Annotated in this window: 18 protein-coding genes; 6 read left to right on the top strand and 12 right to left on the bottom strand. The window is 68.5% G+C overall.

All coding sequences use genetic code 11. From position 1 onward, the window contains the following. Positions 1-24: 24 nt before the first annotated feature. Positions 25-159 carry a hypothetical protein gene (locus VF092_30225; protein HEX6751609.1) on the bottom strand — a complete coding sequence of 45 codons (135 nt, stop codon included), beginning with the start codon at positions 157-159 and terminating at the stop codon, positions 25-27. Positions 160-466: 307 nt separating this feature from the next. On the opposite strand from VF092_30225, the gene VF092_30230 reads away from it, so the two are divergent. The 3 genes from VF092_30230 (at position 467) to VF092_30240 (ending at position 1,938) form a co-directional block, all read left to right on the top strand. Continuing rightward, positions 467-1,156: a methyltransferase domain-containing protein gene (locus tag VF092_30230; GenBank protein HEX6751610.1), complete on the top strand. Its 690-nt coding sequence runs from the start codon at positions 467-469 to the stop codon at positions 1,154-1,156. An 81-nt stretch (positions 1,157-1,237) separates the two neighbouring features. Continuing rightward, the gene (locus tag VF092_30235; protein ID HEX6751611.1) at positions 1,238-1,600 is read left to right on the top strand and encodes a co-chaperone GroES family protein; all 363 of its coding nucleotides are present in this window, start codon (positions 1,238-1,240) and stop codon (positions 1,598-1,600) included. Between the two features lie 110 nt (positions 1,601-1,710). Then, a complete protein-coding gene (locus VF092_30240) occupies positions 1,711-1,938 on the top strand; it encodes a DUF433 domain-containing protein (GenBank protein HEX6751612.1) in 228 nt (75 codons plus the stop codon). A 421-nt stretch (positions 1,939-2,359) separates the two neighbouring features. On the opposite strand, the gene VF092_30245 is transcribed toward VF092_30240, so the two are convergent. Next, positions 2,360-2,794, bottom strand: a complete 435-nt coding sequence (locus VF092_30245; protein HEX6751613.1) for a hypothetical protein — start codon at positions 2,792-2,794, stop codon at positions 2,360-2,362. Positions 2,795-3,069: 275 nt separating this feature from the next. Between VF092_30245 and VF092_30250 the strand changes: the two genes are divergently transcribed. Beyond that, positions 3,070-3,750, top strand: a complete 681-nt coding sequence (locus VF092_30250) for a hypothetical protein (protein ID HEX6751614.1) — start codon at positions 3,070-3,072, stop codon at positions 3,748-3,750. Between the two features lie 356 nt (positions 3,751-4,106). Here the strand turns inward: VF092_30250 and VF092_30255 are convergent, their stop codons facing one another. The 6 genes from VF092_30255 to panB all read right to left on the bottom strand — a co-directional run bounded on the left by VF092_30255 (position 4,107) and on the right by panB (position 7,915). After that, positions 4,107-4,358, bottom strand: coding sequence for a hypothetical protein (locus VF092_30255; protein HEX6751615.1), 252 nt, complete (start codon positions 4,356-4,358; stop codon positions 4,107-4,109). Between the two features lie 43 nt (positions 4,359-4,401). Next, positions 4,402-4,911, bottom strand: a complete 510-nt coding sequence (locus VF092_30260; GenBank protein HEX6751616.1) for a LytR C-terminal domain-containing protein — start codon at positions 4,909-4,911, stop codon at positions 4,402-4,404. Beyond that, positions 4,883-5,482 carry an HD domain-containing protein gene (locus VF092_30265; GenBank protein HEX6751617.1) on the bottom strand — a complete coding sequence of 200 codons (600 nt, stop codon included), beginning with the start codon at positions 5,480-5,482 and terminating at the stop codon, positions 4,883-4,885. Before VF092_30265 ends, VF092_30260 begins: the two co-directional genes overlap by 29 nt. Before the next feature lie 259 nt (positions 5,483-5,741). Further along, positions 5,742-6,116, bottom strand: coding sequence for an aspartate 1-decarboxylase (panD, locus tag VF092_30270; protein HEX6751618.1), 375 nt, complete (start codon positions 6,114-6,116; stop codon positions 5,742-5,744). Between the two features lie 102 nt (positions 6,117-6,218). Further along, positions 6,219-7,133, bottom strand: coding sequence for a pantoate--beta-alanine ligase (panC, locus tag VF092_30275; GenBank protein ID HEX6751619.1), 915 nt, complete (start codon positions 7,131-7,133; stop codon positions 6,219-6,221). Beyond that, positions 7,130-7,915, bottom strand: a complete 786-nt coding sequence (gene panB, locus VF092_30280) for a 3-methyl-2-oxobutanoate hydroxymethyltransferase (protein HEX6751620.1) — start codon at positions 7,913-7,915, stop codon at positions 7,130-7,132. The genes panC and panB overlap by 4 nt, the downstream gene beginning before the upstream one ends. A gap of 141 nt (positions 7,916-8,056) precedes the next feature. Here panB and VF092_30285 point away from each other — a divergent pair, with 141 nt between their 5' ends. Next, positions 8,057-9,733 (top strand): NFACT RNA binding domain-containing protein, encoded by a 1,677-nt coding sequence (locus VF092_30285; protein ID HEX6751621.1) that lies wholly within the window; start codon positions 8,057-8,059, stop codon positions 9,731-9,733. 348 nt (positions 9,734-10,081) lie between these two features. Next, the gene (locus VF092_30290; GenBank protein HEX6751622.1) at positions 10,082-10,528 is read left to right on the top strand and encodes a hypothetical protein; all 447 of its coding nucleotides are present in this window, start codon (positions 10,082-10,084) and stop codon (positions 10,526-10,528) included. Here VF092_30290 and VF092_30295 read toward each other — a convergent pair. The 4 genes from VF092_30295 to VF092_30310 form a co-directional block, all read right to left on the bottom strand. Next, positions 10,509-11,582: a hypothetical protein gene (locus VF092_30295; GenBank protein HEX6751623.1), complete on the bottom strand. Its 1,074-nt coding sequence runs from the start codon at positions 11,580-11,582 to the stop codon at positions 10,509-10,511. The two genes, VF092_30290 and VF092_30295, sit on opposite strands and share 20 nt — an antisense overlap. 22 nt (positions 11,583-11,604) lie before the next feature. Beyond that, the gene (gene queA, locus VF092_30300; GenBank protein ID HEX6751624.1) at positions 11,605-12,651 is read right to left on the bottom strand and encodes a tRNA preQ1(34) S-adenosylmethionine ribosyltransferase-isomerase QueA; all 1,047 of its coding nucleotides are present in this window, start codon (positions 12,649-12,651) and stop codon (positions 11,605-11,607) included. Between the two features lie 345 nt (positions 12,652-12,996). Then, a complete protein-coding gene (gene ruvB, locus VF092_30305; protein ID HEX6751625.1) occupies positions 12,997-14,046 on the bottom strand; it encodes a Holliday junction branch migration DNA helicase RuvB in 1,050 nt (349 codons plus the stop codon). 101 nt (positions 14,047-14,147) lie between these two features. Continuing rightward, the gene (locus tag VF092_30310; GenBank protein ID HEX6751626.1) at positions 14,148-14,732 is read right to left on the bottom strand and encodes an isoprenylcysteine carboxylmethyltransferase family protein; all 585 of its coding nucleotides are present in this window, start codon (positions 14,730-14,732) and stop codon (positions 14,148-14,150) included. Positions 14,733-14,828: the final 96 nt, after the last annotated feature.

The raw sequence follows: 14,828 nt of genomic DNA on the forward strand, positions 1-14,828 counted from the left end.
CGTGTGAGACTCTTCCGACGTGCGTCAGGCGCAGCAGAGCTTGTTACCGCAGTTCGTGTTGATGCAGGTGAGCACGTTGTCGGGCGTGGGCGGGATGGGAGCCGTGGAGAACGACTCTACGACGAGGTTCGCCACGTCCAGCTTCATGGTGTCGCGCATTGGATGCTCCATCGTGAGCGTGGATCCGCCAGCCCCCATGGCCGGCGTGATGGGATGGTGGCCGATGACGTTCGCGTATCTGGAACGTTACGGCGCATTGCAAATGTAATTGCCCGACTCACGTCACCGCCAGACTGGAAAATTGTTCTATCGATCTATCGAATTGCGTGGCTAAAGGATTGTAGAACAAGAGGCACTCCCGCTACGCGCAATCCTGGGATCCAGCCTTCGACCTTGTCCGGCGGAGGTATGCGCGCTACGCTTTCAGGCCCGCTCCCGCACGTTCCCCACTTTCGCACCCGCACCCTTGGCGTCCACCGCGTCCGACTACTTCGGCTCGATGATCGAGGCGTACGACTCGCTCGTCCGCCGCGCCGTGCCGCGCTACGCGGAGATGACGGAGCGCCTGGTCGAGTATCTCCCCGAAGATGCGGCGCGCGTGCTGGAGCTGGGCTGCGGCACCGGCAACCTCTCGCTGCGCCTGGCCGCACGCTACCCGTCGGCCGCGATCACCTTCGTCGACGCCTCGGCGGAGATGGTGGAGTTCACCCGCGCCCGCATCGCCGAGGCGCACCCGGAGGCGGCGGCGCACGGGCGATTCGTCGTCTCACGCTTCGAGGAGCTGGAGATTCAGCCGGAGGCATACGACCTCGTCACCTCCGCCATCTCCCTGCACCACGTGGCCGACAAGGCCGCGCTTTTCCGCGCCGTCCGGCGGATGACGGCGCCGGGCGGCACCTTCCGCTTCGCCGACCAGATGTGGGGCGCCACGGAGGCCAACGCCGCGCTCAACTGGCGGCGGTGGCTGGACTTCTGCCGCCAGCCGGGGAACTGCACGGAGGAGGAGATCGAGAGCCTGGTCGCCCACGCCGACGCGCACGACCACTACGAGCCCGTGGCCGACCACCTGCGGATGCTGGAGGATGCCGGGTTCGAGCGCGTGGACTGCGTGTGGCGCAACTGGATGTGGGGGATCGTGACCGCCGAGGCGGTGTAAGCGCTTGAAGATCCTCCGGATCGCGAGACGTGTTCGAAGATGCTCGACCCGGATTCAGCCCTGACCGAGACGGATGCCCCGATGAGCCGTGAAGTGCTGGTGGTGGGAGACAAGGTCCTGATCAAGCCCGAGGAGGATGCCACCAAGACGCCGTCCGGGCTGTTCCTGCCGCCCGGCGTGCAGGAGAAGGAGGCGGCGATGGGCGGCCACGTGGTGAACGTGGGTCCCGGCTACCCCACCGTCGAGCCGCTGACGGACGGCGAGCCGTGGTCGGGCGGCACCCGCACGGGGATGCGCTACGTGCCGCTGCAGGCGCAGCCCGGCGACTTCGCCATCTTCCTGCGCAGCAACGCCGTGGAGGTGGAGATCGACGCCAGCAAGTACCTGATCGTCTCCCACGCCGCCATCCTCCTCCTCATCCGCGACAAGCTCCAGCTGCCGTAAGCGGATCGATGGGAGATGAAGAGCGGGCGCAGAGGCGATGGCCTCCGTGCCCTTGCATATTTCAATCGCAGCCTCAGTATTTTACTTGACTAACTTGACTCAACGAGCATATGGACCTGACCGAGCGCATTACGATCGAACCCGGAAAGCGAAGCGGGAAGCCGTGTATCCGCGGGTTGCGGATTACGGTTCAGGACGTATTGGAGTACCTTGCTTCGGGTATGAGTGAAGACGAGATCCTCAACGACTTTCCGTACCTCGAGCACGAAGACATCCTGGCTTGTCTCGCCTTCGCTGCGCAGCGTGAACGGCGGCTGATGGCGGGTCCGGGCCTGTGAAGTTGCTTTTTGACGAGAACTTGTCACCACGTCTCGCCACCCTTCTGGCAGACATTTATCCCGAATCCGCACACGTTCACCACCTTGGGTTAGGCAAAGCCCAAGACGTTGACATCTGGGCACTTGCCGCCGCTCAGGGGTTCACGATTGTGTCGAAGGATTGGGACTATCACCAGTTGAGCGCGAGGTTTGGGCATCCGCCTAAAGTGGTTTTGTTGCAGATTGGCAACTGCTCCGTACAAGATTCGGCTCGCCTGCTGCGAGAACGCTACATCCTCGTCCAGCATTTTCACGAGAACGAGGACGCTGCACTCTTAACGCTAGGCTGAACGAAACCACTCAGGAGTGAACCACGACAGAACGGGCGCGGAGGCCATGGCCTCCGCGCCCGTTCCATTTCATCTGTCCGGTTGATCCCAGCCTACTCCCCCAGCCCCAGGAACTCGCGCACGCGGCCGAGGATGCCGGCCTGCGTCTGCGGCTCGCTGCAGCGGAAGGCCAGCATCTGTCCCTTGCGGTTGGCGGGGATGCCGAGCACGGCCCCGGCGATGCGCGTGCCGGTGCTGGGGTCGCGCGTGGTCTGCAGTTGGATGGCGTTCGCGCCGATCTTGCCCGCGCGACGCTTGGCGGCGTTCACCATCTGCGACTCGTTGGTCATGTCCGCGTCGCCCGAGGTGTTGATCAGGGCGTAGCGCTCGCAGTTCGCCGGGATGCTGTCGGTGGCCAGGAACACGCGCACCGAATCTTCCGCCACGGGCGCCAGGGTCTGGCGCGGCCCCAGGTAGGTGGCGCTGGCCTGCACGCAGGCCGCCATGGCGAGCGGCGCCAACAGCGCGGCGATCGTACGGATCCGCATTTTGGTTCTCCGGGTGTGGAAACGAGGTTGGGTGGGGATCACCGGCCGAATCATCTCCGGCCTCTTCACTTCCGGGACGGGGCAACATGCGTTCCGATCAGGCGCGCCCGGAGATCAGATATCCAAGTGATTGCGCCGCAATTCCTTGGCAGCTCAGATCGTCTTCGATGCGAATCGTGGCTCGTCCCCGGCGGAGGAAATCCGGTGTCCTTTGCCGCAGACACCGTCCACGTCAGATGTTCCTCGCGGTACGGAACTCGCCTGTGCGGCGCGGCATGACGAAGCGATCTCCATCGCACCGCGGCGACGGGCGGCGGAAGGACGACGGCAGCCGCCGGGCGCTCGTGCTGGGGGGCATCGCGGCGGCGGCCGCGGCGGGCTTCGGTGCGCTCGCCGCCGCGGTCGCACGGCGCGACACCGCGCGGGCGGACGAGAAGGTGCGGAAGCGCACGTCGCCGCGCCGCGGGCACCCGGCGCGCGAGGCCGCGGACGCCATCTCCCCCGTGGGAAAGTGGTGGACGTACATCCCGGCCGCGCTCGCCGCATCGGCGTACGTGGTCCGTGCGGACGGCGCAGCGGACGGCGACGCCGAGCGCTCCCGCCGCGCCGGCGCTGGCGCCATCACGCTGGCGGGCGTGGTGGCGACGGCGCTGAACCACGCGTTCGACCGCGTGCTGCCGCAGCCTCCGGCTCCGCCGGGCCGCCCGTCGCGCCGCAAGCCGGTCTTCCCCAGCGGCCATGCGTTCGGGGCGGCTTTCTGGGCGGGATCGCGCTGGCGGCGGCCTGCGCGGCGGCGTACGAGGCAGCGCGCGAGGGCTAGTCCGCGCCGCCCGGGATCGGCGTCGCGCAGCCAGCGGCGGGTCTCCTCGGTGCCGCCGTTCGCGAGCATGCGGCGCAGCTTCGCGGGATCGACTTCGCTCCACACCAGGCCGCACGACGCGCAACCGAAGCCGTGACCGCCGCGAAACCCGCGGATCGGCAGCGGCAGCCCTTTCGGGAACGTCCAGAATCGCAGCCCTTCCGGGTAGAAGGAGGTGACGTCCGCGCCGATCCGGCCGCGCACGACGAGCGCGGATTCACATCGCGGGCAGGCCGGCGTCTCGCTCATCGATCTCCCTCGACTCGGACAGATTCATTGCGCTTCTGCGTGGTGGTCGTGCATTCCCCGGCTGTCCCAACAGCAATGAATCATATCAACACGGAGGGAACGGAGGAGTGAGGTGGGTTCCTCCGTTTCCTCCGTTCCCTCCGTGTGATTTCAGTGATCACGATCCGGATGCAGAGTCCGTCCGCTCCGGTCACCAATTTTCGATCAGCAGCCGCTCGTCCAGCCGTCCTGGTCACAGTCGCAGACGGTGTGGTTGCAGGTACCGATCTCGGAATTCGTCGTCGTGGTGTCGCCGCACTGGGCCGGCTCCGATCCGGAGGTGCAGATCCCGTACGGGATGGGCAGCGTGTACGTCGCCGAGCGCGCGTGCACGGTCCCGATGCGTGCCTTCAGCCCGGACGTGACCGCGAAGCTGTCGACGTGGAGATCCTGCAGGTCGAGCCTGATCTTGCGCATCCTTCCTCTCCTGTGTTGTGGGGGATTGGAGCAACGACGCGATTCAGGGCGACGCGGCCGGCGGCTGCCAGTCGCGCCCCAGGATCACGGTGACGTCGAGGATGAGATTGGTGTCGCGGTTCGATTCCACGCGCTGGATGCCGAGCGCGTCGGCCACCTGCCGCGCGACCTCGATCCGGCCGACGCGGTCGACGACGACGGACGATTCGGGAGATGTGCCGCGCGGCGCGTTCCCGGTCTCCACCACGTCGAAGCCGTGGTCGCGCAGCACGTCCGTCGCGCGGCGGGCGAGGCCGTGCGTGGGCGTGGCGTTCAGCACCTGCACGCGCACGCGCTCGGTGGGAGCCCGCACAGACGTACGCTGCGCGCTGTCCGACGACGCGGCGGGCGCGACCACGGACGGGCCGCCGAAATGCTGCCACGCGCCCCACGCGAGCGAGCCCACCAGCACGGCGACGGCGACGAGCGTCACGAACAGCCCGACGGTCTGCAGCCGACCGCCGCCGCGCGCGGCGGAGCCGCCGCTACCGCGCTTCGGCTTCGACCTGGGCATGGAACGCCTTCGTCTCGGGGTGAACCGTGCCGCCGCCGCGCATCACGTGGCCGATGCGCGACTCCACCACCTCGCGCAGCACGGCGTCCATCTCGCGCGGCATGCGGCGCCGCAGTTGCTCCGTCCACTCCGGCGCGAAGGTGCGGCCGGGCTCGAGGAAATCGGCCAGGTACAGCGCGCGCCCCAGCGTCCGGAAGCGCGGGCAGCCGAGCGTGTGGCAGCGCACCGCGTCCAACAGTTCGTCGTCCGCGTCGCCGGCCAGGCGCTCGGCGGCGGCGGGGCCGTGCAGCAGCTTCCCCGGCAGCTCCCGGAACTCCGCGGGAACGAGCGGCCGCAGCTCGTCCGGGTCCGCGTCCCGCAGCGCGTCGTGGAGGTAGCCGGCGGCCGCCCAGCGCGCGACTTCGTCATCCCCCAACCCCAATTCCGTCGCCCACTCGCGCATCAGCGCGGCGACGCGCGCCATGTGCTCGCGGCGCGTGGGCTTGGCGCGCGTCCAGTCCGGCAGCCGCCCCTCCGCGGCATCGCGGACGAGCGGCGAAAGATCGGTCGAAGTCTGGGAGGAAGCGGACATGAAGAGGACGAGAGATTCGATCGGGTGATGATACGGAGCGCCCTGCGGGGTTGTGTGCCCGGCCGGCTATAGATCCTTCGGCCTGCAAGCGATTGCGCGGACGCCGATTACGGTCTGGCCGGCCTCAGATGACGTCGTCCGGGCGTCGTCAGCCAGGGCGCGAAACCGTCCCGCGCGCGACGATGCCCCGGCAGCAGATCACCGCCGAGGCATCGTCCTCAATCTACCGAATCCCGCCGTGCGGCGGAACCGCGGCCCGTCAGGCGCCCACCGCGCGCACCCCGTCGCGGCTGATGCGGTTGTGCTCATCGACGAAGATGAACACGGGGCGATACGTCTCCATCTCCTGCTCGGCGTACTGGCCGTAGGAGATGATGATCACCTTGTCGCCGGGGTGCGCCAGGCGCGCGGCGGCGCCGTTCAGGCAGATCTCCCCCTCCCCCGGCTCGCCGGGGATGACGTACGTCTCGAAGCGCGCGCCGTTGTTGACGTTCACCACCGCCACCTGCTCGTACTCCAGCAGGTCGGCGGCCTCCATCAGCACGGGGTCGATGGTGATCGACCCCACGTAGTTCAGATCCGCACCGGTCACGGTGGCCCGGTGGATCTTCGACTTGCACATCGTGCGGTACATGAGTCGATCCTCTGGGCGATGTTAGTCCTGAGTCCTAAGTCCTAAGTCCCAAGTCCCTCTGTCCCTCACTTAGGACTTAGGACCCAGGACTTAGGACTTCTGTTACGGCAACACGCAGTTGTCGATCAGCCGCGTCCTGCCGACCCGGGCCGCCACGGCACAGAACACGCAGTCGGCGGCCCGCTCCACCGGCCCGAGCGTACCCGGATCGACCACCTCCGCGTACTCGGGCTCCACGCCCTGGACCGATATCCCCCTCCACAGCGCGTCGCGGATCACCTTCGCGTCGCGCTCGCCGCCCGCGTACAGCGCGCGGACGTCCTGCAACGAACGAGAGAGCGCCAGCGCGGCCGCTCTCTCGTCGGCAGAAAGATACACGTTGCGCGAGCTCATCGCCAAGCCATCGGGCTCGCGCACGATCGGCGCCACCTCGACCCGCACCGGCATGTCGAGGTCCGCCGCCATCCTCCGGATCAGCACCGCCTGCTGCAGGTCCTTCTGCCCGAACACCGCCACGTCGGGGGTGAAGATGCCGAACAGCTTGGCGACGACGGTCAGCACCCCGCGGAAGTGCCCCGGCCGCGTGCCGCCGTCCAGCCGCCCGCCGATCTCTTCGTCGGGGACCACGGAGACGCGCGGCTCGCCCTCGGGATACATCTCCCGCGCGGACGGGGCGAAGACGAGCTCCACGCCGCGCGACGCGGCCAGTGCCAGGTCGCGCTCCAGGTCGCGCGGATAGCGGTCCAGGTCCTCCGTGGGCCCGAACTGCAGCGGGTTCACGAAGATGGACATCGCCACCACCTCCGCCTGCTCGCGCGCCCGGTCGACGAGCGAGAGATGGCCCTCGTGCAGGAAGCCCATCGTCGGCACGAGGCCGATGCGCCGCCCCGCCGCGCGCTGCTGGGCGACCCAGTCGCGCACCTCCGCCTTCGTGTGGACGAGCACCGGCGCCGCGGGCGGGCAGACGGCGACGGCGGCGTCGATGGCCGCGGCGGCGGCGAGGGCCTCGGCGCTCATTCGAAGGTGTGCTCCGCCGCGGGGTACTCGCCCCCCTTCACCGCCTGCACGTACGCGCCCACGCCGTCCGACACCACCCGGCCCGCCTCGGCGAAGCGGCGCAGGAACTTGGGCCTGAAGTCCGTGTTCAGCCCCAGCATGTCGTGCAGCACCAGCACCTGCCCGTCGCACCCCGCCCCCGCGCCGATGCCGATGGTCGGCACGGAGACGGACGAGGTGATCTCCTCCGCCAGCTCGCCGGGCATCAGCTCCAGCACGATGGCGAAGGCGCCCGCCTCCTCGATCCGCCTGGCCTCGTCCAGCAGCCGCCGCCGGTTCTCCTCGCCGCGCCCCTGCACCTTCACCCCGATCACGTTCACCGACTGCGGGGTGAAGCCCAGGTGGCCCATCACGGGGATCCCCGCGTCGACCATCGCCCGGATGGTGCAGGCGATGGCCGGGGTGCCGCCCTCCAGCTTCACCGCGGCGGCGCAGGTCTCCTGCAGCACGCGCCCGGCGTTGCGGACGGCGTCCTCGCGGCTGACCTGGTAGGTGAGGAAGGGGAGGTCGACGACCAGGAGGGCGCGCTCCACCCCGCGGCGCACGGCGCGCGCGTGGTGGATCATGTCGTCGAGGGTGACCGGCAGCGTGGTGTCGAGCCCCAGCACCACCTGCCCGAGCGAATCGCCGACCAGCACGACGTCTACCCCCGCGCCGTCGACGAGCTTGGCGAAGAGGTAGTCGTATGCGGTCAGCGCGGCGATCTTGTCGCCACGGCGCTTCATTTCGCGGAGGTCGGGCACGGTGACCCTCCGCACGCCATTCCCGCGCTGTGTGGACATTTCCCCAGTCTCCCGGGCCCGGCCATTCCGAGATGCCGCCGGGCCAGACGATGTCCATGGTAGCGGGTTGACGTGCCTGAATTGTAGGAAGATGTTCAGGCCGTGTCAAACGCCCTCCGCTTCGATCCGCCCCTCGTCGGTGTCCTGGCCACCGAGCTGGCCGCCGCCCTCAAGGGCCGCTCCGCGCACCCGCTCCCCGTCTTCGACAGCGACCTGTCCGCCACGCTCCTGCTGGACCGCGGCGAGGCGCTGCGCTTCGACCTCCACCCCATGCGCGGCTGGGTGCGCATCGTCCCGCGCCCGGAGGGGATGGAGGCGCGCACCCCGGACGCGCGCATCGTCCGCGTATCCGCGCCCGACGACGAGCGGCTGCTCAGGATCGACCTGCACGAGGGGAACCGCTTCCGCGGCGGCACGCGCGCGCTGGTGATCGAGCTGCACACCAACCAGTGGAACGCGCTCCTGGTCGACGCGGCGGACCGGCGCATCGTCTCGCTCCTGCGCACGCGCGAGGCGGGGGGACGCGTCCTCCGCACCGGCGAGGTCTACCATCCTCCCGAGCCGCACCGCCGCTTCTCCGCCGGCCTCGCGTCGCGCGACCAGGCGCACGCGGAGTGGATCGCCCGCCTCGCCCCCATCCCCCCGCACGAGCGGCGCGGCGCGCTCCTGCGCCACTTCGCCGCGACCAGCCCCATCAACGCCGCGTCGATCCTGGGCGATGCGTCGCAGTCGGACGATCCCGCCGCGCTGGAGGCGGCGTTCGAGCGGTGGTGGGCGATGCACCGCACCATGATCTCCCCCGTGCTGCTGGAGACGAAGCACGGGCTGCAGCCCTATCCCCTGCTGCTGAAAGGCGTTCCCGCGCGCCGCGCGCCGGGAGAGTCGCTCCTTGGCGCGTTCGCGCTGGTGGCGGAGATGGGCGAGACGGGGGAGACGGAGCGCGACCGCGCTGAGTTGCTGGAGCGCGCGCGCCGGCGCCTCGTCTCCGCCCGGCGCCGGCTCGAGCGCCTGGCCGCCGAGCGGGCGAAGGTCGGCGAGGCGGAGCGGCTGCGGCGCCACGCCGATCTCCTGCTCGCGAACGCCGCGCGCGTACAACCCGGCGCCGAACGCGTCACCGTGTACGACGAGGAAGGGCGGAGATTGAAGATCGCGGTCGATCCCGCCCTGAAGCCGCACGAGTACGCGGAGAAGCTGTACGAGGATGCGCGCCGCCGCTCCCGTGCCGAGGCGCGCCTGCCGGAGCTGATCGAGCGCGCCGAGGCAGAGGCGGCGCGGTGGGAGACGGCCGCCGCCGCGACCGAGGCGGGCGAGGTGCCGGCGTGGGTGGAGGGCGCGCTGGCCCGCGCGGAGCAGCGCGAGGCGCGCGCGAAGCCGTCGCAGCAGGGGCCGCGCGTCCCCTACCGCGTCTACCGCACGTCGGGGGGATTGGAGGTGCGCGTGGGGCGGACGTCGAAGGACAACGACGTGCTCACCTTCCGCCACGCCTCGCCCGAGGACGTGTGGATGCACGCGCGGCAGGTGCCGGGATCGCACGTCGTGCTGCGCTGGAGCGAGGAGGGCGCGCCGCCCGCGCGCGACCTGGAGGAGGCGGCGGTGCTGGCGGCGCTGCACAGCAAGGCGCGCTCGTCGGGCACCGTCGCCGTGGATTGGACGCGCCGCAAGTACGTCCGCAAGCCGCGCGGCGCCCCGCCGGGACGGGTGAGTGTGCTGCAAGCGAAGACGGTTTTCGTCGAGCCGGACGCCGCGCTGGAGGAGCGGATGCGGGAGGAGACGGGATGATGTGAGGGGGCGAGGTCGGGACGGGCGGGTAAACCCGCGGCTGGAACATTGGGAAGCCTGCTGCGCAGGCTGCGGTCGACGCTTCCGTGCGAGCCGGCGATCGGCGAGCGGTTGAAGGAGGAGAGAGACTGATATGACGCAGCCGCGGACGCTGGCCCGCTCGGAGCCGGACTGCTCGGCGTCGCTCGACGGCTTCCTGCGGCGCCTGGCCGAAGCCGCCGCGTGGTGCGACGCCCGCGCCGACGCCGCGGACCCGCGCGATTCGCCGCGCCACGAGCAGCTCCGCCCGCCCCTGCTCTCGCGCGACCCTTTCGCGGCGGTGTGGGCGTCGCCACCCGGCGCGAGACCATGCTGCGGCTCGCCCGCCAAGTCCGCACGCTGCCAGCTGGCGGACGCCTCTTGGTCTACTTCCCCGAAGCCGAACTCAGCGACGGCGCCGCCGAGGTCGCGACCGGCGGGTTCTTCGACGTGTTCAACTGCCCGCCGTGGGACACGTGGCTGGCGTTCATAAGTGATGCGAATCCAGACCCGTCATACAGCAGCTATCTGATCGCGTATGTCCCGCCGGTGTTGCTAGAGCTGTGCGCCGCCGGCATCGAGGTGAACCCCGAGCAGTGCATCGTCGGCTCGAAGACGCCGAGGTGGCATTACACGACCTGGTGCGGAGGCGTGCACCACAACTGCTGTGGTCGGGGTGAGCGTCGAGCCCAATGCCGTGCTGAAGAGCGGACACGTCGGATGAATTGCACGCCTGAAGCTCCATCTCGGCATGCGGCTATCTGCGCCCCCTCCTGAATCGCTGGCCAACCTTGATTAGATAAGCAACCTCGCGACCTGGTGCGGCAGATTCGGCTTCAAGTAGCGCAATTCGCCGCTGCCGAACTGCAAAGAAGGCCTTTACAGCGGCCCCCGGTCTGAATCTCGCCAAATTCTCTAATGTTTCTCCCACGACTGTCAATACCGTCTCCATTATTCCACTGCTCTGCTTCAACCGGTGCAAGCGGACGTGGCTGATATAATCTGCTCGCAGATCTTCTAATTCCTCTACGATCTCCGCCGGGGAAGCTGTAGCCGCGGAAACTTTACGCATCCATTTACGAAGACGCAGGCAGTCTTGCCTTACCAATTCATCGGATCGGAAGTCGACAACTTGCTCCCAAGATACGCTCTCGTCAGGAAGTGGTAGCTCGTTGAGAACGATTTGAATCACAGGCTCGGTAGCTACACCTTGAAGCTTCTCAGAAGCAAGGGCTGCCTCAAGATGCTTGATAGCCAACTCAACCGGTCGAAGATCCAACAGATCCTCGGTATACTCCACGGCTGTTGGCGCGGCTCGCAACGACGCCGATCGAACCTCTGCGGGAAGTGATCGCAAAAATCCTAAAGCACGCCCGAGGTCCGGAGCACTTAGTGAGTGACTTAGGTTTGATGATTCGACGAGTGGAACTGTTCTGCGTTGAGTGTGGTGTTCGACGAGAGTAGCAAGGACACGAAGACCTGAGCTGCGTCCGTAATCCTCGAACGAAGCAAGATGCTCGATCTCCAGCGGGTCGATCGGGCGCCTGAGTGATAATCCGTGCAATAAACTATGTGCAGCGGCCACAGCTCCAAGCCATTGAATTCGCTGAATCGCGGGATCGTCCTCTGAAACGGCCAGCATGTGTTCAGATTGGACACCAAACACAAGCTCGTTCTCAAACAACCAATGGAGATCTGCTCTTTCGCTATCCAAAACGGGATATGCGATTTCCGAGTTGAACATTGGGACGCCAATCCGATCAAACAGCAGGAAATCGCGTTTCCGGAGGGGCGCTTGGCGCGGGTCCTTTACGGCAAAGAAGGTATCCATTTCACTCGTGTTGAAAGCCGCTTTAGATGACAAGCATCGCGTCCCCGTACGAGAAGAACCGATACCCGCACTCCACCGCCTCTTCGTACGCCCGCATCACAAGGTCGTATTCCGCGAACGCTGCCACCAGCATCAGCAGCGTCGACTTGGGGAGATGGAAGTTGGTGATGAGGTGGTCGACGGCGCGGAAGCGGTACGGGGGGCGGATGAAGATGTCGGTCCACCCCTCGCCGGGGTGGACAATGCCGTGCTCGTCCGTCACCGTCTCGAGCGTGCGCGTGACCGTGGTGCCCACCGCCCAGAGGGCGCCGCCGGCGGCGCGGACGGCGTTCAGCTCCTCGGCGGCCGCGGCGGGGACGTGGTACCACTCGCTGTGCATGCGGTGCTCGGCGGGGTCCTCCGTCTCCACCGGGCGGAAGGTGCCGACGCCCACGTGCAGCACCAGCCGCACGATGCGCACGCCCTTCGCCTCCAGCGCCGCCAGCAGCCCGGGGGTGAAGTGCAGCCCCGCCGTGGGCGCCGCCACGGAGCCGCGCTCGCGGGCGTAGACGGTCTGGTAGCGCTCGCGGTCCTCCTCCGTGGCGCGGTGCTGGACGTAGGGCGGCAGCGGCACCTCGCCGTAGCGGTCCAGCGCCTCGGACAGCGGCAGGCGCGTGTGCAGCCGCACGATACGCTCGCCGCCGGGCGTGCTCTCCAGGATTTCCACCCGCAGCTCGTCGGAGACATCTACCGAGCGCCCGGGCTTGAGCTTGGCGCCGGGGCGGACGAGCGCCGTCCACGTCTTCTCGTCGCCGCCGTGCGGGGTGAGGAGGAGCACCTCGGCTTCGGCGCCGCTGGCCCGGCGGCCCAGGAGGCGCGCGGGGAAGACGCGCGTCTCGTTCACCACCAGCGCGTCGCCGGCGGGGATGTAGTCGACGAGGTCGGCGAACACGCGGTGCGCCAGCTCGCCCGTGGCACGGTCGACCACGAGCAGGCGGCTGGCGTCGCGGCGCTCGGCGGGCGCCTGCGCGATCTGCTCGGGCGGAAGGTGGAAGTCGTAGTCGGAGGTGCGGTAGCCGCGCTCCGTCATCGCGGAACCGCAGTGCGAAAGTGCGAGGGTGCGAGAGTGCGAAAGTGTCGCGGCGCGTCGACGGACTGTGGTGCGGACGCGGCTACAGATTCCTCGGGTGCCGCCGGAATTCGGCGCGGGGATGGATTCGGCGCGGCGGCACCGCTCGGAATGACAGGCTTGGGGGCACTCAACCGACCACCGCGCCGACGAAGTCCGCGAAGGCGGACTGCGTGTGGTTGTAGCCGCGAGTTTACTCGCACACCGCGCTCCTGGCCATCCCACGCACAATCTCCATCTCCATCTTCATCCCACGCCCCATCCCCATCCCACGCACAATCCCCATCCCCCCATCTCCATCCCCCGTCACGCGTCGAAGAGGCTGCTCTGGGGGCCGTCGCCGCGGTTCTCGACGGGGGGCGCGTAGCCCATGCGGCGGTAGGCGAGCGACGTGGCCACGCGGCCGCGCGGGGTGCGCATCAGGAAGCCGTTCTGGATCAGGAACGGCTCGTACACCTCCTCCAGCGTCCCCGAATCCTCGCCGATCGCCACGGCCAGCGTGTTGAGGCCGACCGGACCGCCGCCGAACTGCTCGATCAGCGAGCGCAGCACGCGGTTGTCCATCTCGTCGAGGCCGAACTCGTCCACGTCGAGCATCTGCAGCGCCTTGTCGGCCACGTTCGTGTCGATCACGCCGTCGGCGCGCACCTGGGCGTAGTCGCGCACGCGGCGCATCAGGCGGTTGGCCACGCGCGGCGTCCCCCGCGATCGCTTCGCGATCTCCATCGCCCCCTCGGTCGTGCAGCGGACGCCCAGGATCTCGGCCGTGCGCGCGACGATGAAGGCCAGCTGGTCGACCGGATAGTAGTCCAGCCGCTGCACGATCCCGAAGCGCGCCCGCATCGGCGGCGTCAGCAGCCCGAAGCGCGTCGTCGCCCCCACCAGGGTGAAGCGCGGCACGGGCATGGTGATGGTCTGCGCGTGCGGGCCCTCGGAGAGGCGGATGTCGATGCGGTAGTCCTCCATCGCCGGGTAGAGGAACTCCTCGATGATCGGGCGCAGGCGATGGATCTCGTCGATGAACAGCACGTCGCCCTCGGAGAGGTTCGTGAGCGTGCTCACCAGGTCGGCCGGCTTCTCGAGCACCGGGCCGCTGGTGAGCTTGATGTTCACGTTCATCTCGCGGGCGATCAGCATCCCCAGCGTGGTCTTCCCCAGCCCCGGCGGGCCGTAGAGGAGGACGTGGTCCAGCGGCTCGCGGCGGCTGAGCGCCGCGTCGATGGCGATCTTCAGCGACTCCTTGGTCTTGGGCTGCCCGATGAACTCCGCCAGCCGCTGCGGCCGCAGGCTGAGCTCTGCGGTCTCGTCGTCCCCCATCGCCTCGGGGGTGGTGATCTCGGAGCGCTGCGGGTCCACGGAGTCGCGCGTCGGGGCTGCGGGAGAGCTTCGGGTTACGCGCGGAAACTACAGGAGACGGGGGATGGGGGACAGGGGACGGAGGACAGGGGATGGCCGATTCAATACACGAACGGAACCAGCCGCTTGCGTGTCTGCATGAACCGTTCGTACGGCTCGCCGATCGCGGCCAGCAGCGCGCGCTCCTCGACCCGGATCCGGTACATGTAGACGGCCAGGGAACCGGCCGCGAACACCAGCGCCGACCCCCAGCTTCCCAGCGCGAGCCCGAACGCGGTGTTCATCAGGATTCCCGCCGTGTAGGACGGGTGGCGCAGGAGCGCGTACGCGCCGCGGGTGACGACTTCCTGGCCGGGAGCCGCTCGCACGTCGCCGGTGAAGGACGTGCCGAGCATGCGAAAGCAGTGACGCCGCAGGAGGCTGCCGGCAACGAGCAGCGCGATGCCGGCGAAGAAGGCGGCGGGACGCAGCGCGGGCGAGAACTGGAAAGGCCCGAGCCAGGCGAGAGGAATCCCGATGAGGAACGCCGCCTGGCCGCCGTACAGGATCACCTGGAGCGATCTCGCGTCGGATGCGCCGGCCGACCGCTTCGCTCGCCGGATGATGCCGAACTCGGGGCTGAACGCCCACACCACGGTGGCCCAGTACACGGCGGCGTAGGGCCAGACGAAGAGCAGCGGCGTCATCACGTCTCCACGGCAGCGGGTGCTCCGGCCGAATCCGGCCGCCGAGGGGCCCTACGTGCCGCAGCGCATCATCGTTTCCGCCGGACCGGAGCATGA

Origin of the sequence: Longimicrobium sp. (assembly GCA_036377595.1) — a bacterium.
Classification (GTDB): Bacteria; Gemmatimonadota; Gemmatimonadetes; order Longimicrobiales; family Longimicrobiaceae; genus Longimicrobium.